The 17846-nt window shown below is 39.4% G+C and carries 10 protein-coding genes; 2 read left to right on the top strand and 8 right to left on the bottom strand.

The features are described 5' to 3' along the window. Positions 1-39: 39 nt before the first annotated feature. The 8 genes from VB118_12895 to VB118_12860 all read right to left on the bottom strand — a co-directional run bounded on the left by VB118_12895 (position 40) and on the right by VB118_12860 (position 14426). Entirely contained in the window at positions 40-1362 is a 1323-nt protein-coding gene (locus tag VB118_12895) for a hypothetical protein (GenBank protein MEA4833500.1), read from the bottom strand. 142 nt (positions 1363-1504) lie between these two features. Next, entirely contained in the window at positions 1505-3223 is a 1719-nt protein-coding gene (locus tag VB118_12890) for a D-alanyl-D-alanine carboxypeptidase family protein (GenBank protein MEA4833499.1), read from the bottom strand. A 56-nt stretch (positions 3224-3279) separates the two neighbouring features. After that, positions 3280-4206, bottom strand: coding sequence for a bifunctional riboflavin kinase/FAD synthetase (locus tag VB118_12885; GenBank protein ID MEA4833498.1), 927 nt, complete (start codon positions 4204-4206; stop codon positions 3280-3282). Between the two features lie 422 nt (positions 4207-4628). Further along, positions 4629-5522 (bottom strand): amidohydrolase family protein, encoded by an 894-nt coding sequence (locus VB118_12880; protein MEA4833497.1) that lies wholly within the window; start codon positions 5520-5522, stop codon positions 4629-4631. A 266-nt stretch (positions 5523-5788) separates the two neighbouring features. After that, complete coding sequence (locus VB118_12875; GenBank protein ID MEA4833496.1) at positions 5789-8566, bottom strand: CotH kinase family protein; 2778 nt, start codon at positions 8564-8566, stop codon at positions 5789-5791. A 297-nt stretch (positions 8567-8863) separates the two neighbouring features. Beyond that, positions 8864-11401 carry a family 20 glycosylhydrolase gene (locus VB118_12870; GenBank protein ID MEA4833495.1) on the bottom strand — a complete coding sequence of 846 codons (2538 nt, stop codon included), beginning with the start codon at positions 11399-11401 and terminating at the stop codon, positions 8864-8866. Between the two features lie 429 nt (positions 11402-11830). After that, a complete protein-coding gene (locus VB118_12865; GenBank protein MEA4833494.1) occupies positions 11831-13114 on the bottom strand; it encodes a hemolysin family protein in 1284 nt (427 codons plus the stop codon). Position 13115: 1 nt separating this feature from the next. After that, positions 13116-14426: a hemolysin family protein gene (locus VB118_12860; protein ID MEA4833493.1), complete on the bottom strand. Its 1311-nt coding sequence runs from the start codon at positions 14424-14426 to the stop codon at positions 13116-13118. A 271-nt stretch (positions 14427-14697) separates the two neighbouring features. Between VB118_12860 and VB118_12855 the strand changes: the two genes are divergently transcribed. After that, positions 14698-16524: an ABC transporter ATP-binding protein gene (locus VB118_12855; GenBank protein ID MEA4833492.1), complete on the top strand. Its 1827-nt coding sequence runs from the start codon at positions 14698-14700 to the stop codon at positions 16522-16524. Further along, positions 16521-17846, top strand: a 1326-nt coding sequence (locus VB118_12850) for an ABC transporter ATP-binding protein (GenBank protein MEA4833491.1), incomplete at its 3' end; no start/stop codon positions are given. The genes VB118_12855 and VB118_12850, both read left to right, overlap by 4 nt.

The following is a 17846-nucleotide window of genomic DNA, read 5'->3' as shown; positions in this document are numbered from 1 at the left end:
TTATATGCGGCAGTGCTTTTAACTATTGAATATGCAATATTATTTCAGTGAATCCACGAGTCCGAATAGCTCTTTTAATACGGCGGGCTCAGTTTCTTTTGAACAGTCGGGAAGCATATACCAGTGGGATGCCGCCCCCGCGGTTCCGCCGATGTCGTATCCTCCGTCGTCGAAAACATTCTTTGGAGCAAGATAGCTGAGAACCTGGTTTGCATATCCGATGACGAAAGTCGATTCCTTTTTATATCCTTTTTGTGCGAGATAATTTTCGATGGTATTGCCTGTCATGCACAGAAGCTCAAAAGGAACAAAGGTGAAAATAATATCATCGTTCAGGCTGAGTGCTTGAATCGGGCATTCTATCTCCGGAGCAATTTCTGCTTTAATGCGTGAACGCATAAGCTTGAGCCATTCGATTTCTACAAATATACATCTTTTGGTAACAGGTTCCGAGGCGTCGAAATATTTTTTATATGAGTCGGCAATCATGTTTTCAATGGCAGCTTCATCATAATAAGGCTTACGCGGTATGATGGCTTCTTTATATGCGGATTTTATATTATATTCTTTGTCGGTGAAAAGGTCGCAATCAATCTTATCCACAGCATCAGAGATGCTGTCTGACAGCTCAGTGCCGAGCTTATTGACGAGGTAATCCGCGGGAAGCTTATCTCTGTAATTGGGATTTGTATCGGCGCCTCTGCCCTGGAGGTATAATACCGGTACGCCTGGATATTCAACTCGGAGGTTTGTTGTCATTACTCCGGGATAATCAGCGGAAATAAGCTGATCTCCGAGAACTGTGGGATGGCATGAACCGGTTGCGATTATCCCTTTTAGAGCTTTATTATTATCGTAAAAAGCTCCAATTCTGACTAGTCTGTCAGTATATGGCCTGCCCACACGGTTATAGATTGTCTTAAGCTCGATATCCGAAATACGGAATTCAAAATTTCCTTCCGCTCTGTTGTCGAGTGCTTCTTTTGCTGCTTTTGCGAACGCTTCTGCTGTTCTGTACCAATAAATCAGATTAAGCGGCATCGAATCGAGAACTCCGCACGCCGGTCCGGTATGCGTGTGGGTTGCGCAAATTGTGATGTCTCTGCGATCTATTCCACAGTAGTATTTTACAGAGTCCCTGAGAATATCAGAAACCTTTGAATTAAATCCGCATATATCAAAAGCGCCGATTATATGAGTTTTTCCGCCTTCGAGATTTTCTGTTATTGCGCACACTTTCGCATAAATTTTACTTCTTACTGCGTCAGGCGGAAGAAGGCGGGAACCATATCCGTCCTGAAAGCTTTCATTGGGAAGCGGAGTAATATCCACCTGTGCAAAGCCGCATCTGATTTTTTTCATGATAATCTCCAAATATTGTATAAATAATTTTGTTACTCAGCATTTAAATAATTATCGCTTTAAGAGAGAAAAAGCTTTGGTATATGGACTTTTCTAATAAAAACAATGTTTATTTAAATGCCGTTTTAATAATTCTTCGAAATTAACGGTATTTTTCTTTTTTAACGGCTGAATTTGAATTGGATTGACCTTTTGAATATGAACCTTCAATATGTTCGACCGGTTTATATCCGGATGTATTGCGTTTATGAATAGGGGAGGAAGCGGTATGTGATGTGCTTTTTGGATTGTGCTGTGAATGCGGATAGGCCGAAGGCGGTCTGCGCTTTTTCATTGCCTGAGCCGCTTTTTTTGCTCTAAGTTGTTCCAGACGAATACGACGTTCCTTTTCACGTTTTCTTTCACGAATATAATTTCTTAAGCGGCGCATTATTGCCTGACGGTGCGCAGCATTTTTTTTTCGGGTTATAGCATCCTCTGTTTTTTCAATTTCGAGCTCATGTAAATATACCTTTTTATCGGCAAGCATTGCTTTTCTTGTTACGGCATTCATTTTTGCAGAATGAATTGAGGCGAAAATTATAAGCAGAAGTATGATAAGAATTAGTATTGATACGAAAATAGCGGCAACCGTTTGAACCCATGAGAGCGCAAAAAATTCATTAATTTTATCGAGGGAATACAGCCATACGCTTCTGCCTATATCTGTTGCTGCGACAAGAGAAGTCGAGCCAACCTTATTTCCGTTGATATAAACCGAGATTTTTCCGTATTCTGTGCCGGCAGTTACAGGCGCGACAAGCTTATCAACATAAATATCCTTATCAATTTTCAGAATTTTATCAAGCTCAGCGTCTTTAGGGAGCAAAGCGTCAATGTTTTCCACGCATTTAAGCATTACATGATCGAAATCCACACCCATTTCAACTGGCAGCTCATATACGATATCACCTTTTTTAATTAAGCATTTAGAGTTGAAATTTTTTTGACTGAAATCAAAAAGACGCTTCAGATCAAGAAAATGAGTATATGATCTTCCGTTGATCTTGCCGCCTGAAACGATCGCAATATCAGTAAGTCCGGCATGTTCAAGGGCGTCTGCTGCGCAGAACCCGGCCTTTGTGGTACTGCCGGCGTTTATTCCGAATACATTTTCTATGTAATACCCAAGCTCTGTACTTGGATTAAGCGTCAAATTTTTACTGGTAAGCTTTCTTTCGGCTGATTTATTTGTCGTCGGTAATGTATGAGAAAGAGTAGATGACATTACGACAAAATCATTGATTTTATATGCGCAGCGTACTATAAGCAGAGTATCTGACAGAGTGGTATACATAAGCGGTGAATGCATTCCGGTTACGTTATCGTAATATGTATTTAAAGCGCCGAGCTCCTTTGCTCTTAAGTTCATTTTTTCAATAAAAGCATCTATGCTTCCTGCGACGGTTTCCGCAATCGCATTTGCAGCATCGTTGGCTCCGCTTACTATCATTGCATATAAAAGCTCATTATAAGGTATAACCTCGCCGGCCTTCAGTCCTAAAAGCGTGCCTGTTGATTTTTTAACAACGTTTTCTGATATGGTTACGTCCGGTACGTTCTTTTCTGTCTGAAGATATTCAAATGCGAGAATTGAAACCATGATTTTAACAAACGATGCCGGATATATTTTTTCATCGGCGTTCTTTGAATACAAAAGAGTGTCATATTCTATATTATAAATTATGGCGCTAGAAGACTCGATGCCTGGATCGTCTAATGCGAGCGCATAAAAATCCGGGTTTAAAGGAATTATTGCTGTTGCAGTTAAAAAAAAGACGATCAGAAATATGAAAGCGCGTGAAATATTTCCGGATTTCAATTTTAAAACTTTGTGAAAGCCGGAATCATGAACTATTAAACTTTTATTATTATTTTTCATATTGAGAAATAATCGCGTGCCGACGCGATATCAAGTTTTATTTGTCTTTTAAGTTCATCAATCGAGCAAAATTTTATTTCGTCGCGAAGACGCTTACAGAAGCTTACACGTATATTTTTTCCGACAAGATCACCGTTAAAATCCAGGATATGTGTTTCACAGTTAATAATGCCTTCGGAGCAGACCGTCGGGCGGGTTCCGACATTGGAAATGCCGTATAATTCCTTTTCGCCAACATTAACGCGAACGGCATATACTCCTTTTCGAGGAAGTATGTGATCTTTAGGAAAATTTTGATTTATTGTCGGAGTGCCGAGTGTGCGTCCGAGTTTATGTCCGGATACCACCGGAAAAGTAATAAAAAAATTGCGTCCGAGAAATTCCGATGCTTCTTCCATTCGTCCGTTTTCAATCAAATACCTGATGAATGTGCTGCTTACAAGAACATCGCCGCAGATTATCGGAGGGATAATAATCGTTTTGACTCCATATCTGCCTAAGCAGCTTTCAAGAAAAACGGCGTCACCGGTCCCGTCCTTTCCGAAGGAATAATTAAATCCGCAAACCACCACGGCTGCGTGAAATTTATCTATTAAAATATTCTTTATAAAATCCATAGGCGACATTTCGCGTACAGATTTAAAATCCTCGTAATATACGGTATCGACTCCGAGGGCAAAAAGAAGCTGTGTTTTTTCATCGAGAGTAGTAATGCTCTTAACCCTGATGAAATCATAAAGTATATTTTCCGGATGGGTTTCGAAGCTCCATACCAGGGAAGTATAACCGTGCAAAGCTGACATGTCTGTTATTTCTTTAATTAGCTTTTGATGTCCTATATGTACTCCGTCAAAATTTCCGAGAGCTATTGCGGTCGGCTTATCTATATCGTTGTGAATTGAATCTTTTGCGAAGAGCTTCATATAAGTCCTCTTGGTTAATTTATTGGTGTCGGTGCCAGATAAGAAAAGAAAGGAATATTACGCAGGATACCGTATATAATCAGGATAAGCACAAGGATGAAAGGAACACATCTAGGTATTCTGCGGTCTATCGGATTAGGTTTTCCTATTATATAATAATAAATTGCAATTACTAAATATATTGCGATAAACGGAAGCAAAACAAATAAAAGCGGATTCATGCGGAATGCAGCATAGAATTTAAAAGTAAATATATTAAGAAATAATCTGCTTGCGCCGCAGCCCGGACAATATAAATGAGTTATTTCGTAGAATATACAGGGCATTCCGAAAAGCCCGCGGGAAGCAAGGTATGCATATATTAAAAGTGATCCGAAAATAAATGCGACAAAAAGCGCTCTTTTTATAATACCTCGCCGCATTCAGATACCTAAAAGCCTTTCAGCGTTTTTATGCATTACGGCTTCATACTTTTCGGTCGTTATAAGCTTGTCGGAAGCAAGCTCCTTTAAAAAGACATTTAAAATTTCATGTGGTATTGCGGCAAAACAAATATCAGTACCAAACATTATTCTGTCAGAAAATTCATTAATAAAGCTAGCGGCAAAATCGCGGTCTCGCGTCATCGCGTAATAACCGCTTCCGGCGGAAAGATCGACCGCAAGATTTTTATAATCACGCATAAGCTTTATTACGGCGCCTTCTTTTTCAATAGCAGTGTGAAGATAACTTCGGCGGTTTTCACCAGGATGAAGCTCTCCCAACTCGCTCCAGAAAGCGGGACCGTGACCTATAAACAGAAGCTGAGGAAATTTCTCAAGAGAATGTCTCAGCCTCGGGAGACCTGGATCATCGTATATGCCATATCCCGTTTTTTGAGAAGCGGACAAGTCGAATAAAAGCGGGAATCCGACCTTCTGGCAATGGTAAAAAAGATTTTGCATATACGGATCATCAAAAGCCATAAGCGGCAGCACTTCACCCATTCCGACGCAGCCCTTTTGCTTGTAATATTCAAGCAAAAAGCCGAGATCCGTATCAGAGGAATTTGATAATACACGCGGATCGAGGTTGCAGAAGGGGACAAAACGTCCGTCTGAAGCATCGCAAATATCAATCAGCTCTCCTATCGACTGAGGCATATATACTTCGCTGGAAACAAGCGGCAGAAGCACGGCGCGATCAATTCCGAGAGAATCGTGAATAGAACGTAAATCGTATTCATTCGGAAAAATGAAATTATACTTTCCGGTTGCCGGATCAATGCTGTACGGGTATGGATATTTATAAAGATGAGCGTGAATGTCGATGATCATGATTATATCCTGCTTTAATATAAATACCGATCAGCGGGAAGGGAATATAAACATATGAATATTATCTGCTATCATTATATAATAGCGCAGCTGTTATGTCAAGATTATGAATTTTAGATTATTAATTATCTTACTAACTTGGCATTTAAATAATTTATTGCTTAAAAGAGAAAAACTCTGGTATATGGGATTTTCTCTTATAAACAAGGATTGTTTAAATGCCGTTTAAATAGTATCCAAACGAAGATAAAATTTATATAAGCTCTTTACTTACTTTTCTCTTCGAATTCTTTCATCATTTGTTCAAGCTTGGAGGTCATCCATTCCGAACGTTTTACAATGAAATCCTTAAGGTATTGCACTTGTTTTTCAAAAGTATTATACTTTGTGACATCCCTTCGCTCAAGCGACACACGGGTATTCAGAATGTTCCATACCATAAAATTTTCTTTTGCAGAAGGCGCTATATCAGCGCTCGTCAGGTCGATTTCATTGAGCGCGCAGGAAACCAACGCGTCTTTTACCTCAAGCCATCTTTTCTGAAGAAGTTTGACAAAGGCAGGATCAGAAAGCAGATATTTTGCCCAGGTTGTTCCTACATAATCTTTGCTTGTATCCACGTTTGTCTCCGTGGGGTTGTGATAGGTATATGAGGCCCATGTATCATAATCAATATCGTCTTCGATGAAATTGCCGAATGCGATATCAAAATCCCAAGGAGGACCCATTTTAAGCTTGCCACCGGGCTGTTTTGTAAAATAACAGCTGCGTCTGAAGCTGGAGTCGGTGTTGTTTGACAGTTCCTGGAGGATCAGCCAGTCGACAAAAGAATCAACGTCTATATATTCTTCGTAATTATCCAAATTGACGATAGCGTTGTTAACCTTCATAAAATAACTTTTGATATAATTGAATTGTGAAATGGTGCGTGTTTTCTTATCGGGATATCTGACGAGCGCAAATTTAATAAGACCGGCATGAAAATAGTCGATATTTTTTATATGAACTCCGTCGTCGACTCCTCCTACTTCAACGACATACCCGACGTCTGCTCCGTCGCCTTCGCCAAGCTCGATCCGTCCTTTACCGACCTCAAGCTGAGCTCCGCATGTATAAACTCCGGCATATGATCCGTTAATAAAGACATCCACACAGTATTGAGTCGGAGCGTAATCCATATTATCAAGAAGCTTTGCCATTTCGTATGCGATACGGTCTCTCATAAGCGATTTATCCGCATAATTAGCGACGAATATCCATTCGGTGCCTTCTTTGAGTCCAAACAGCTCGGTTGCTTGGGAAAAGCTGATGCGAAACGGTTTTTTATCAAACTTTTTCCATGTTGAGTTTCCGCGCCCACGCACAGTTATAATTGTATCATAAAGAGAATTGAAATCGAACCTGCCAAATGAATCTATCGAAATGACGGCGTTTTGGTATATATCTTTATCCAATACCGTAACGCCGCCGTCAATATCTATATTCACAACCGGTATACCTTTTCCGGTTCGCTTCAGTTTGATTTTTAATATTCTGGTGTTGCCGTATGTGTCGGTCAGGATACATATCGGTTCGGATGAAATATCGACGGTGCCGTCATTATTTTTCATATATGCGGGGAATGACAGCTTGCATTTTGTGGTTTTATACGCTATATCCACCGAAGTTAGCTGTGATATGTCAATCGAATAACTTTCAGTATAACCTACTAAAACGTTTCCTTCCTGAATAAAAACGACATCTGAAGGGAATTCAGTGTTTTCGGCTGAGCGTATGGCGAAATATGTCACATCTCCCATGCAGTAACCGCCGATGCCATATTTATCCCGCAGAGCAATGCCATTATATGATTTGACATTCATCTGCTCTGACACATAAAGCTCTCCCGGAGCGCCTTTCCCGGACCAGATTATCGAAGAAGCGGGAAGATCGAGAAACAGGTGAGTATAATCATAATTTGATCCTCCGGAATATGTCAAGGCTGCTTCGGCGCGAGAAAAAACAGATATTGAATAATCGCCCGGATCAATCTTTTTATTGAATTTAAGCGATACTGCTTTTTCAATCATTACAGAATCTTCAAGTGAGAAGGCTGATGTAAAGATAATGGAACTCCCATCAGACAATTTGGGGTATCTGTCATTATCGGCAAGCGCAGACAGCATTGCATAGGATGCGACCGGAAATTTTGTGGCATTTAAATATGAGCCATTATAATGCCAGGCCGTTATATAATATTCAGTACAGTCTTTTTCAAAAGTATAAAAAGGATGAGATATCTCGACGGCGCATTTCGGGGCATTGGCAAAAAAGCCTGAAGCTTTAACAGTATCGCCGTTTCCGGTCATTTGAAAGGTTCCTTCTCCGGCCGATTCGAAGATAATATTGCCGTTGACGGAAAGCGTGTGGTCTCCATAGAAAAAGGCGACCGGACGGTAAAATATTAAATCTTCCTCGACATCGGAGTTGATATCCGCGAGAAGATTTATTTCCGCGGCCTTTCCGGATGAACTCAGAGCTGTTTTTAACGAATCGTAATCGCTTATATACTGGATTGTTTTGCCCGATCGAGAAACTGTAAATGATGGCAAATAATCGATGTCTTTATACGATTGAATAGAAAAAGCCGCATTACTGCCTTTGTCGATGTTAAGACTTATATGGTTTGATGAGTCCGCTGCGTTTTCCGAATCGGAAGGTACGACAATATATGAGGGCAGAGAAATGACTACAGTCACTGAGTCGCCGGAGGTGTTGCTTACGACCATGCGATATGTTTCATTTGCAATCAGGGCGACGGAGCGCGTAGAAAATGCAGCATTATCATTTTCTGCAGATTCAAACAATGCGATGCCTTCCGGATCGGTTCCGGCTGATATTTTAATTTTAGCATCGGTTTGCTTTCTGATAATAACCTGCGGCAGCGGACCATGTTCTATTATATATAAGAAGGTAAAAAAACCGATAATAAAAACCGTTGTAAGCATCAGATAAAGCAGATAGCGACGTTTTTCTGATTTGCTGCTTGTGTTTTTGAGCTTCATTTATTCATCCTGAAAAGCGGCATTTGGTATAAATATACCCGAGCCGAATATTTTGCATATTTTTATATGATTATACACTGCTCCGATAAAAATGTCAAATTAAAATAATACTGCTTATTATTTTAAACGGTAATTAAAAAGTCTTGTTTTGTATGAGAAAAATCCATATACAAGAGTTTTCTCTCTTTTAGCGGGAATTATTTAATTGCCGAGTTAAAAACTTGGTATTTATATAATCGCGCTTTATAAATGGAAAGCTCTAGTATATGGACAATTCTTTTACTGAAATAATATAAATTACCTTCTTGCAGCGGTGATCGCGAAAATATGAATATTTACGGCAGGATCCTCCTCTGCCTTTATTTCTACTTTGGTTATTAATTTTTCAGGATGCGGGTTAATAAGCTCATAGGAATAAAGAGTCAAATCTTTACCTGCGATATCCTTTGATTCGATTGCCGCGTCTATCGTATATGTGCCGCTGTAACCTTCATGTCGGTAATATGCGCTTTCAAGAGGCTTACCGTATTTTTTAGATATGTCGTATATATTATATCCGAATTCAATATCAGCAATTGTATGTGTATTATCCGAATATGAAATGATTATTTCTCCGACTTTTATCATTGGCTTCCATGCGACACGCATAACCGGATTTTCACAGCCATACAGAAAAACAAGACTGTCGCATTTACCGGAAAAGACCGCGCGCACAATTTGAGGAGCACCGCTAAGAGAATGAGAAGAAGCGGCAGTGAGTACATTTTCAATATTAAATTCGACTCCTTTCAAAACCGATTTTCCGCGCTGAACAGCACGGGAGATTGAGAAAGGCACATATTCTTTTGATTCGCAAAGAGCGATGATATCGAATTTGCCGCTACGAGAAGGCATCTGAGCGTTTTTGTCTCCGTGTACCCGGCTTCTAATTTCGGGAAGCAGCGGAGTGATCGCTCGTGCATACGAATAAAACGCGCGACTGTCATATTTAGAAGACCACATCATGTTTCCGGTAAAAATGAAATCATAAAGCTTTCCTTCATATGAAAGTGTTTTTTCATCGACCGCAACCCATGTCGAAACCTGGGCGCCGGCAATACCTTTGCGTGCGGTGCGTGTTTCAAATCTTGGAAAATGACTCGAATACATGTTTCCGATCATCACTTCAAAGCCGTGATCTAAAAGCCTTGCTTCGGTATCTCGGCTGAAGTCGTAATACCATATGAAATCAAGGAGCATAATATCTTTAGGGATCAAATCTATCGCGTCGGGCGCGGCATACCAGTTGATATCATTGACCATATCTCCCCATATGGCCATTCTGAGTCCATGCTTTTTTAAATGCTCGTGAATGCGGTTTATATCTGACGATACAAGCTCGGCGGCTGTTTTGTTTTTACATACAGGGCATACATTATGCGTATATACTTCGTCATGTCCCATATGTACGAATTTTTTAGGGTGAAAAGCCTCGATTACCTCATCGAGTACATCAAAAATGAGTTCATAGCTCTTTTCGTTTGATGGGCAGTAGCAATCTGGATAAAAATCGTTTGTGGGAATGTCGGCAAGCCTTAAATCCTTTACATTAAGCTCGACGCGCTTTTCGTCGGATACTTCCGCTATTTCGGGATGGCATTTTGTGAGATATTGGACATGACTTAGCGACTGAACTTCAGGTATAATTTCAATACCAAAGCTTTCCGCGTAATCAACCAGATCGCGGATTTCGCTTTTTTCAAGATAATCGCCCTTTGCGTCCATGTCTATATGACCGCAGTAAGGCCATTCGCCGGCAGTCATTTTATCGCGAATCAATGACCACATTTCATTTATTTCCGGGTGTAAGTCATATTTCATCCCCCCGGCGACTTCCATGAAAATCATGTTATATCTCATCGGAGCGAGAATGTATTTAATCAGGCGTTTAACAAAGGGAATCTGATCACGCGCGGGAATTCCGAAATGAACTCCGCGCATTTTTAAATATGGTTTATCATTCAGCGATATAAGAGGGATATATCCGTCGGAGCAAAGCTGTGAGAGAGCCGCTGCAGCATATACAAATCCTCTGCGGCTGCCGCTTTTTATTACGCATCCCGCCGAGTCAGAATTAATTGAAAAGAATTCGTCGGGAAATGCATTATCCGTTAAAAATGAAACTGCCTTTTTTGTACCGCTGTACCAAAATCTGCGATTGTCGGCAATGTCAAATCCGCGCTCGTTTTCGAATTCGATGAACAATTCCCGTCCGAAGGCTGAGTCTGATTCTCCGTCGCAGACTACCTCGCTGATTTCTGAAAGCGGGATGGCTCTGTTTGAATGAACGCAGATATCGTCGGCCAGCGGAAACGTTCCTTTTGTATCAAAAACGGCTCCTGTTATATCCAGCGATTTAATTATTATGTTTGACATGCAGGAATGAAGTCTGACAATTATTATATCTGTATTTACACATGCTTCGATTTCAATGTTGCCGGAGAGCTTGCCTCCATTTCTGACAGCTTCGCCGCATTTTGCGTAATTATTCCCGTCAAACCAAAAAAGCTCGGCGTTCTCTGCGGTTGGCGCATCCGGGAGTGTAAAGAATATTTTGTCGACAAAAACGCGTTTGGTGAATTCCAACATAATATCGGCACCGCACAGCAGCATCGAATCCCATTTCCAACCTATGGAACCGCCCTTCACCAAGACGCTTTCCGAGAACTTCAATTTAAAGGCTCCTTCGGTATCGGGATAAAGCTCCGGAGCAAACGGAAGAGAGGATCCTATTTTATTATAAGAGATCGTCGGTGAAATGCCTGATTTTGAGGATAAAAGAGAGCCGATATACATGGTTATCCACCTTCCAAATAATATTTCCGTTCAATAATATATAAATAATGCTTGCTGAATAATGCTGTTTGCAAGCGAAACTGTTTGAAAGAAGCAAAACTCGAGCAGGGAAAATATAAGTTTAGCTTTCTAAAATCATGAATTTCCGAATTTGGAATCCATTTATTACTTTGTATCTGCAGAACATTATTAAACGGCAATTACACATTAATATAACGATATATAAATTGTACTATCAAAGCAAAAAAAAATCAATACCCTTCAGCAATTAAAACGGCATTAAAAAATAGTTATATTATGTGAATGTAATTTATAAAGTTCTGATTATTTATTAACTCGGCAATAAAATAATTAACGTAAAAAAGAGAGAAAAGTCTCTGGTATATAGGCTTTTCTCTCTCATAAAACAAGGCTTATTTTAATGCAGCTTTAATAATCATCCTCGTCTTCAACAGGATTTATTACGACGGACAATTTTTTAACTCTCAGATCATCCATTTCAGTAATTATAATATACAGATTTTTATATGAAAAGCTGTCCCCTTCACGGGGATTTGCTTCAAGCATTTCGATAGCCCATCCTCCTACCGTGGAATAATCGGATTCAAAATCGCGGTCATCAACGTCGACAAGCTCAAAAAAATCATATATATTCATATCGCCGTTTATATCGTAGGAATTTTCTCCGGTTTGAATATAGTCATCAACTATTTCATCTGTTTCATCCCATATTTCACCCACTATCTGTTCAAGAATATCTTCCATCGTGACAATTCCCATTGTTCCTCCGTATTCATCAACGACAATTGCGAGATGTATCTTTCTTTTGCGCATTTCCGCGAGAGCGGCCGGAAGCTTCATCGTTTTGTGCAGATAATATGGCTCCATTAACAGCGGTCTGAGATCATGACTGTCAGTTTCTATACGTTGTTTATAATAATGATTGAGATATAGAATCCCGATAATATTATCTATGCTGTCCTCATAAACCGGAATTCTCGAATAATGTGAGCGTGAGATTATTTCTTCGATAACATCAGGATCATCATCGATATCAATAAATATTGTATCAATACGCGGTGTTATAATCTCCTGAACTGTAATATCGGAGAATTCAAGAGCTGATTGCAGCAAATCGCTTTTTTCTTCGTCAATAACTCCTTCTTCTTCTACTGTGTCTATAATTGTTGAAAGCTCGGATTCCGAGACGGAATCATCTTCTTTTTCAGTTTTCCAAAAGAAAGAAAACAGCTTGATCAAGCCCATAACAATGATTGTAACAGGATAAAATATTATCGTAAGTATTCTGACAGGGAAGCTTACTGCTTTGGCGACAGAATCGGAATTTTGTTTTCCTAAAATTTTCGGTACTATTTCGCCAAAGATAAGTATAATGACAGTCATAACAATCGTAGCGATAACGGCTGCGCCGGAGCTTGATTCAATTCCGTATGATTTTAAAATTCCAAATACTATGACTGTTGAAATTGAAGAAGCCGCAATATTTGCAAGGTTATTACCGATTAGAATTGCAGAAAGAGCATAATTGAATTTGTCCGAAATCGAAAGTGTAAGCTTTGCTGTCTTGCTGCCGGATTCCGCTGACTTTTTCATGCGCAAACGATTAAATGAGTTATAAGCTATCTCCGAAGCAGAAAAGAAAGCGGAAAAAACCAACAAAATTATTATATATAAATAAGGAAGAATATCCATATTACTTGTCATCCTCCTCATGAGGTTCGCCTGTATTGTGCTTTATAATCACTTTCAATATCCGGTTTATGTCCATTTGTTCAACTGTAAATTCGAAATCGGCGTATACAAAGCTTTCATCAACCTCCGGAATATGTCCGAAGTTTTCAAGTACAAAGGCCTGAACGGATTTATTCAGCATCAGCCTTTCCTGAGAATTTGATTTCATTTTCTCGATAATCTCGAAGCATCCCATTCGGCGAAGCGCTTCGCCCAGTGTAATATGTCCGCCCACATCAAAGCGGTTGCCTCCCAGTTTAAAAAAGTCATCGTCAACTACGTCATCCTCATCCCAGATCTCTCCGACCAGTTCTTCCAGAAAGTCCTCTATTGTAACAAGCCCAAGCGTTCTTCCTGAATCGTCACGCACGATTGACAGGTAAATCTTATGCCGGCTCATATCGCGCAAAGCATCGTCGATAAGCTCAGACTTTGTAAGAAAATTCGGTTCGGTAAGCATATCGTGTATATCAAACGGCGCTCCGGATAAATATGCTTTTAAAAAGGCCCGGATTTGAAGAATTCCTATTATTTTATCAATATTACCTTCAAAAACGGGAATACGGGAATATTTTACGCTTTTAACCAATGAAAGTATATCGGAATAAGAGGATGTGATATCAACAGCGGAGATATCTTCCCGCATTGTCATGACATCGCCGACCGAAGTTTTTGTATATTCGAGCGCTGATTTAAACAGATCGCTCTGATCCTCGTCCATCGTGCCCTCTTCCTCTATATTTTCAATTATATCATAAAGCTCATCTTCTGTAATCGTCGGCTCCTGTTTCTTATTGAAGAGCTTTGAAAACCATTTGGTAATAAGGGTAAAAAAGAAAACCAACGGATAAAACAGCTTCATCAAAAAGCGCAACGAACCCGAATAAGCCAATGAAAGCTTTTCACTATGCGAATTGGCATAGCTTTTCGGAATCATTTCACAAAAAAGATAAACTGCAACCGTTGTTATAATAGTCGCCGAGAGCCCGGGATTACTCGATTTATTCTCGAGAAGTCTCATTGCGACAACGGTCGCGATAGACGCACAGGCTATGTGAGTTATATTATTACCCACAAGCAGAGTGGTCAGTGCGCGGTCGAAGTTGCTTGAAATAAACATCGCGTTTTTTGCGCGCTTGTCCCCTTCGTCGGCGAGATTCTTTATTCTAATTTTATTCATTGCGGAAAAAGAGCTTTCGGCTGCGCCAAAATATGCACCGATCATCATAAGTGCGATGAATATTAAGACTTGTAGCCAACTGCCACCGTCCATTTAAACTACCAACTCCTTATTTGTAAACAGATATTGTTATTATATATGATTTATATATAAAAGTCAATATAAATATGCCGGATATATCGTAGTTTTGGAGATTAATATCTATAGAAATGCCCCGGTTCATTTCGATATTTTTATATCGTTTAAACCGGGGCTTATTAATTGCCATTAATAAATTACCGTTCGTGTTGAATTTTGTACCGTTCGTGCTAAAATAAACACACGAACGGTCTTTTATGTTATTATATCGGTGGAGGTGGATAGAATGAAAAAAGAAAGAATAAAAAAAGAACCGAAGAAAAAGCCTCTGTATTCAATGCCGAGCAATATTTTTTTCCTTATGAAAAAAGCATGGCAGATGGACAAGGGACTTCTTTTGGCTACCGTTGCACGTATGCCGTTAATTGTGGTACTTCCGCTGACTGCGACATATCTTTCAAAATATGTGATTGAGCTTATTTCAATTGGAGTATCGGCGGAAAAGCTGATATCCTGTATTCTAATTCTGTCGGGATGCTTGCTTTCATTACATCTATTGGATAATATTATAAGCACAAAAATCGAATGGCGCTCTTTCGGGAACAGATTCAAATATATAGGTTTATGTACCGAAAAAATCATGGATATGGATTACGAGAATTATGAAAACCCCGACGTGCAGACAAAGTTACAAAAAGCGTTTAACGCGGTTGGCGGTGACAACGGCGGTACACAACAGGTATTTGCTCAGCTTGTAAATATCGTGTCAAATATAATCGGACTTGTTACATATTCGGCTTTGATTTTTTCTTTGAATCCATGGCTCGTATTGCTGCTTGTAGGTATGACTGTCGCAAATTATTATATCAATAAAGCGAACAACGGTTGGACATACAGGAATAAAGATAATTGGATTCCGATTGATAGGAAACGCGGATATGTTCAGCGTAAAGCGGGCAATTTTGAAGCGGCGAAAGATATCCGCCTTTACGGTATGTCTGACTGGTTTCAAAATATTTTTGAAATTTTGCTTAAAGACCGTTTGGTATGGAACAGAAAAAGCGAAAAACGCGGATTTCTTATTGATTTTATCTCTGCCGTCATGACCTTTGTTCGCGATGGCGCGGCATATATATTTTTAATATATTCAGTATTAAATAAAAACTTGTCTGCTGCGGATTTTGTCCTGTATTTCGGATTGATTTCACAATATTCAGGCTGGCTGCTCGGTCTGATCGATTCCTTCAACGCATTAGAGAAAACAAGCCTTGATTTTTGCGACCTGCGTGAGTTTCTTGATCTGCCGGATCATTTCAACCGAGGAATTGGTTCGTCGCTGCCAAAACAATCACCGGAAATTATATTTAATGATGTTTCATTTCGTTATCCGAAGAATGAAAATGAGACTTTGAAACATATTAATATAAAAATTAATAAAGGAGAAAAGATCGCGCTTGTCGGGCTTAACGGAGCCGGTAAAACGACGCTTGTAAAGCTTTTATGCGGACTTTACAGACCGACTGATGGGGAAATTATTGTTGCTGGATATGATATAAATGAATATAACCGTGATGAATATTATACGATTATGTCCGTTGTATTTCAGGATATTTGTCTTATGCCTGTTTCGGTTGCAAAGAATATCGCGCTATGTGAACAAAAAAAGATCGATTATACCCGTATTGAAAAAGTGCTTACATTGTCTGGTTTATATGAAAAGGTACAGAGCTTGCCGTATAAAGAAGATACTTTGTTATTAAAAAGCATACACGAAGAAGCGACGGATTTGTCAGGCGGCGAAAAACAAAAGCTCGCGCTGGCAAGAGCTTTGTATAAGGGCGGAAATGTGATCGTGCTCGACGAGCCGACCGCCGCGCTTGATCCGATCGCAGAAAACGAAATGTACAAAAAGTATAACGAATTGACAACCGGCGCGACATCAGTTTTTATCTCTCACAGGTTGTCAAGCACGAGATTCTGCGACAGAATTTTATATCTTGAAAACGGAGAAATAACAGAAGAGGGAACGCATGACGAGCTTATGAAGCTCGGAGGCAAATACGCAAATATGTTTAATATACAAAGCCATTACTACAAGGAGGAAATTAAGTGAAAAAGCTTAAAAATGATATCCTCCTGATAATTAAAGGTTTAAAGGAAATACACAGTATCAGAAGTGGATTTCTATCATTAATTTTTATACGTACTGTTTTCAATGCGATAACGCCTTTTATCAACATTTATATGTCGGCGCTTATTATCGACGGGATATCCAGGAAAATGGGATTTAACGTTCTTTTGACATATGCGGTGATAACAATATCAGTTAATCTGCTTGTGTTATTAATTATAAGATCATTAAACAGATTCATAAACCTGTTGGAATTTGAATTTGATTCAAGATATGAAATGAAGATCAGTAAAAAGATAATAAGTATGGATTATACCGCTGTGGAAAATCCGCAGACGCACCGGTTAAGAGAGAAGATTAATGAATTCCGTTCTATGAACGGAGGCGGAATCTGGCAGCTTATTCGTTCATTTCAGCTTATGATAAAATCATTTATTACCGTTGCATTTTCTGTTTCTCTTACTGCTTCAATGTTTATGACAGTCAGCGGCGAAAGGCTTTCCGGTCTGTATGCCATTGCTGCATCGCCCGTATTATCAATTATTCTTGCTTTTGGCATTATAGCAAATGTATTTGTCGGCATGTATACAAATAATAATGTCACGAAAAAAACTTATAAAATTATGAACGATTTTATACCATTTAACAGAATTTTCGGTTATTATTTAAATGATTATCTTGCTTCTTACCATGCCGGGAAAGACATCCGTATTTATAATCAAAAAGCTCTCATTATGGAAGAATCAATGTCTCTTTTTGATGATGCATATAAAAGCATAAACATACTGTTTAAGAATCAAATGAAATATTCCAGTATAGTAACAGTATCTACAATTACAATAAGTACTCTTGTGTATCTTTTTGTCGGCTTGAAGGCTCTTGCGGGGTTATTCGGTGTAGGATTGGTTGTGCGTTATGTGGGAAGTATCAATGAATTCACAAACGGCTTTACGGATTTTATGACACAGCTTGCTATGCTGCGTGTAAATAATCAAGCGATCCAGATATACTTTGATTTTATGGAAATCCCGTCGCAGATGTACCTGGGCACCCTCCCGGTCGAAAAGCGCTCTCTATGCGTCGGCGGAGATAACGATTATGAGATCGAATTCCGAGATGTGTCATTCAAATATCCTTCTTCCGCTGCTTATGCTCTGCAAAACGTTTCGCTCAAATTCAGAATCGGCGAAAGGCTCGCCGTTGTCGGAATGAACGGATCGGGAAAGACGACGTTTATAAAGCTTCTTTGCCGTCTTTATGACCCGACAGAAGGAGAAATACTATTAAACGGAATTAATATAAAA

The sequence above is a fragment of the Oscillospiraceae bacterium genome (assembly GCA_034925865.1).
GTDB lineage: Bacteria > Bacillota > Clostridia > Oscillospirales > SIG627 > SIG704.
This window is presented reverse-complemented; position numbering and strand designations above follow the sequence as displayed.

Excerpts from the sequence above, each read along its gene's own strand:
- VB118_12875 (MEA4833496.1), bottom strand. The coding sequence starts at position 8,566 with ATGAAGCTCAAAAACACAAGCAGCAAATCAGAAAAACGTCGCTATCTG.
- VB118_12885 (MEA4833498.1), bottom strand. The coding sequence starts at position 4,206 with ATGAAGCTCTTCGCAAAAGATTCAATTCACAACGATATAGATAAGCCG.
- VB118_12880 (MEA4833497.1), bottom strand. The coding sequence starts at position 5,522 with ATGATCATCGACATTCACGCTCATCTTTATAAATATCCATACCCGTAC.
- VB118_12895 (MEA4833500.1), bottom strand. The coding sequence starts at position 1,362 with ATGAAAAAAATCAGATGCGGCTTTGCACAGGTGGATATTACTCCGCTT.
- VB118_12870 (MEA4833495.1), bottom strand. The coding sequence starts at position 11,401 with ATGTATATCGGCTCTCTTTTATCCTCAAAATCAGGCATTTCACCGACG.
- VB118_12865 (MEA4833494.1), bottom strand. The coding sequence starts at position 13,114 with ATGGATATTCTTCCTTATTTATATATAATAATTTTGTTGGTTTTTTCC.
- VB118_12855 (MEA4833492.1), top strand. The coding sequence starts at position 14,698 with ATGAAAAAAGAAAGAATAAAAAAAGAACCGAAGAAAAAGCCTCTGTAT.
- VB118_12860 (MEA4833493.1), bottom strand. The coding sequence starts at position 14,426 with ATGGACGGTGGCAGTTGGCTACAAGTCTTAATATTCATCGCACTTATG.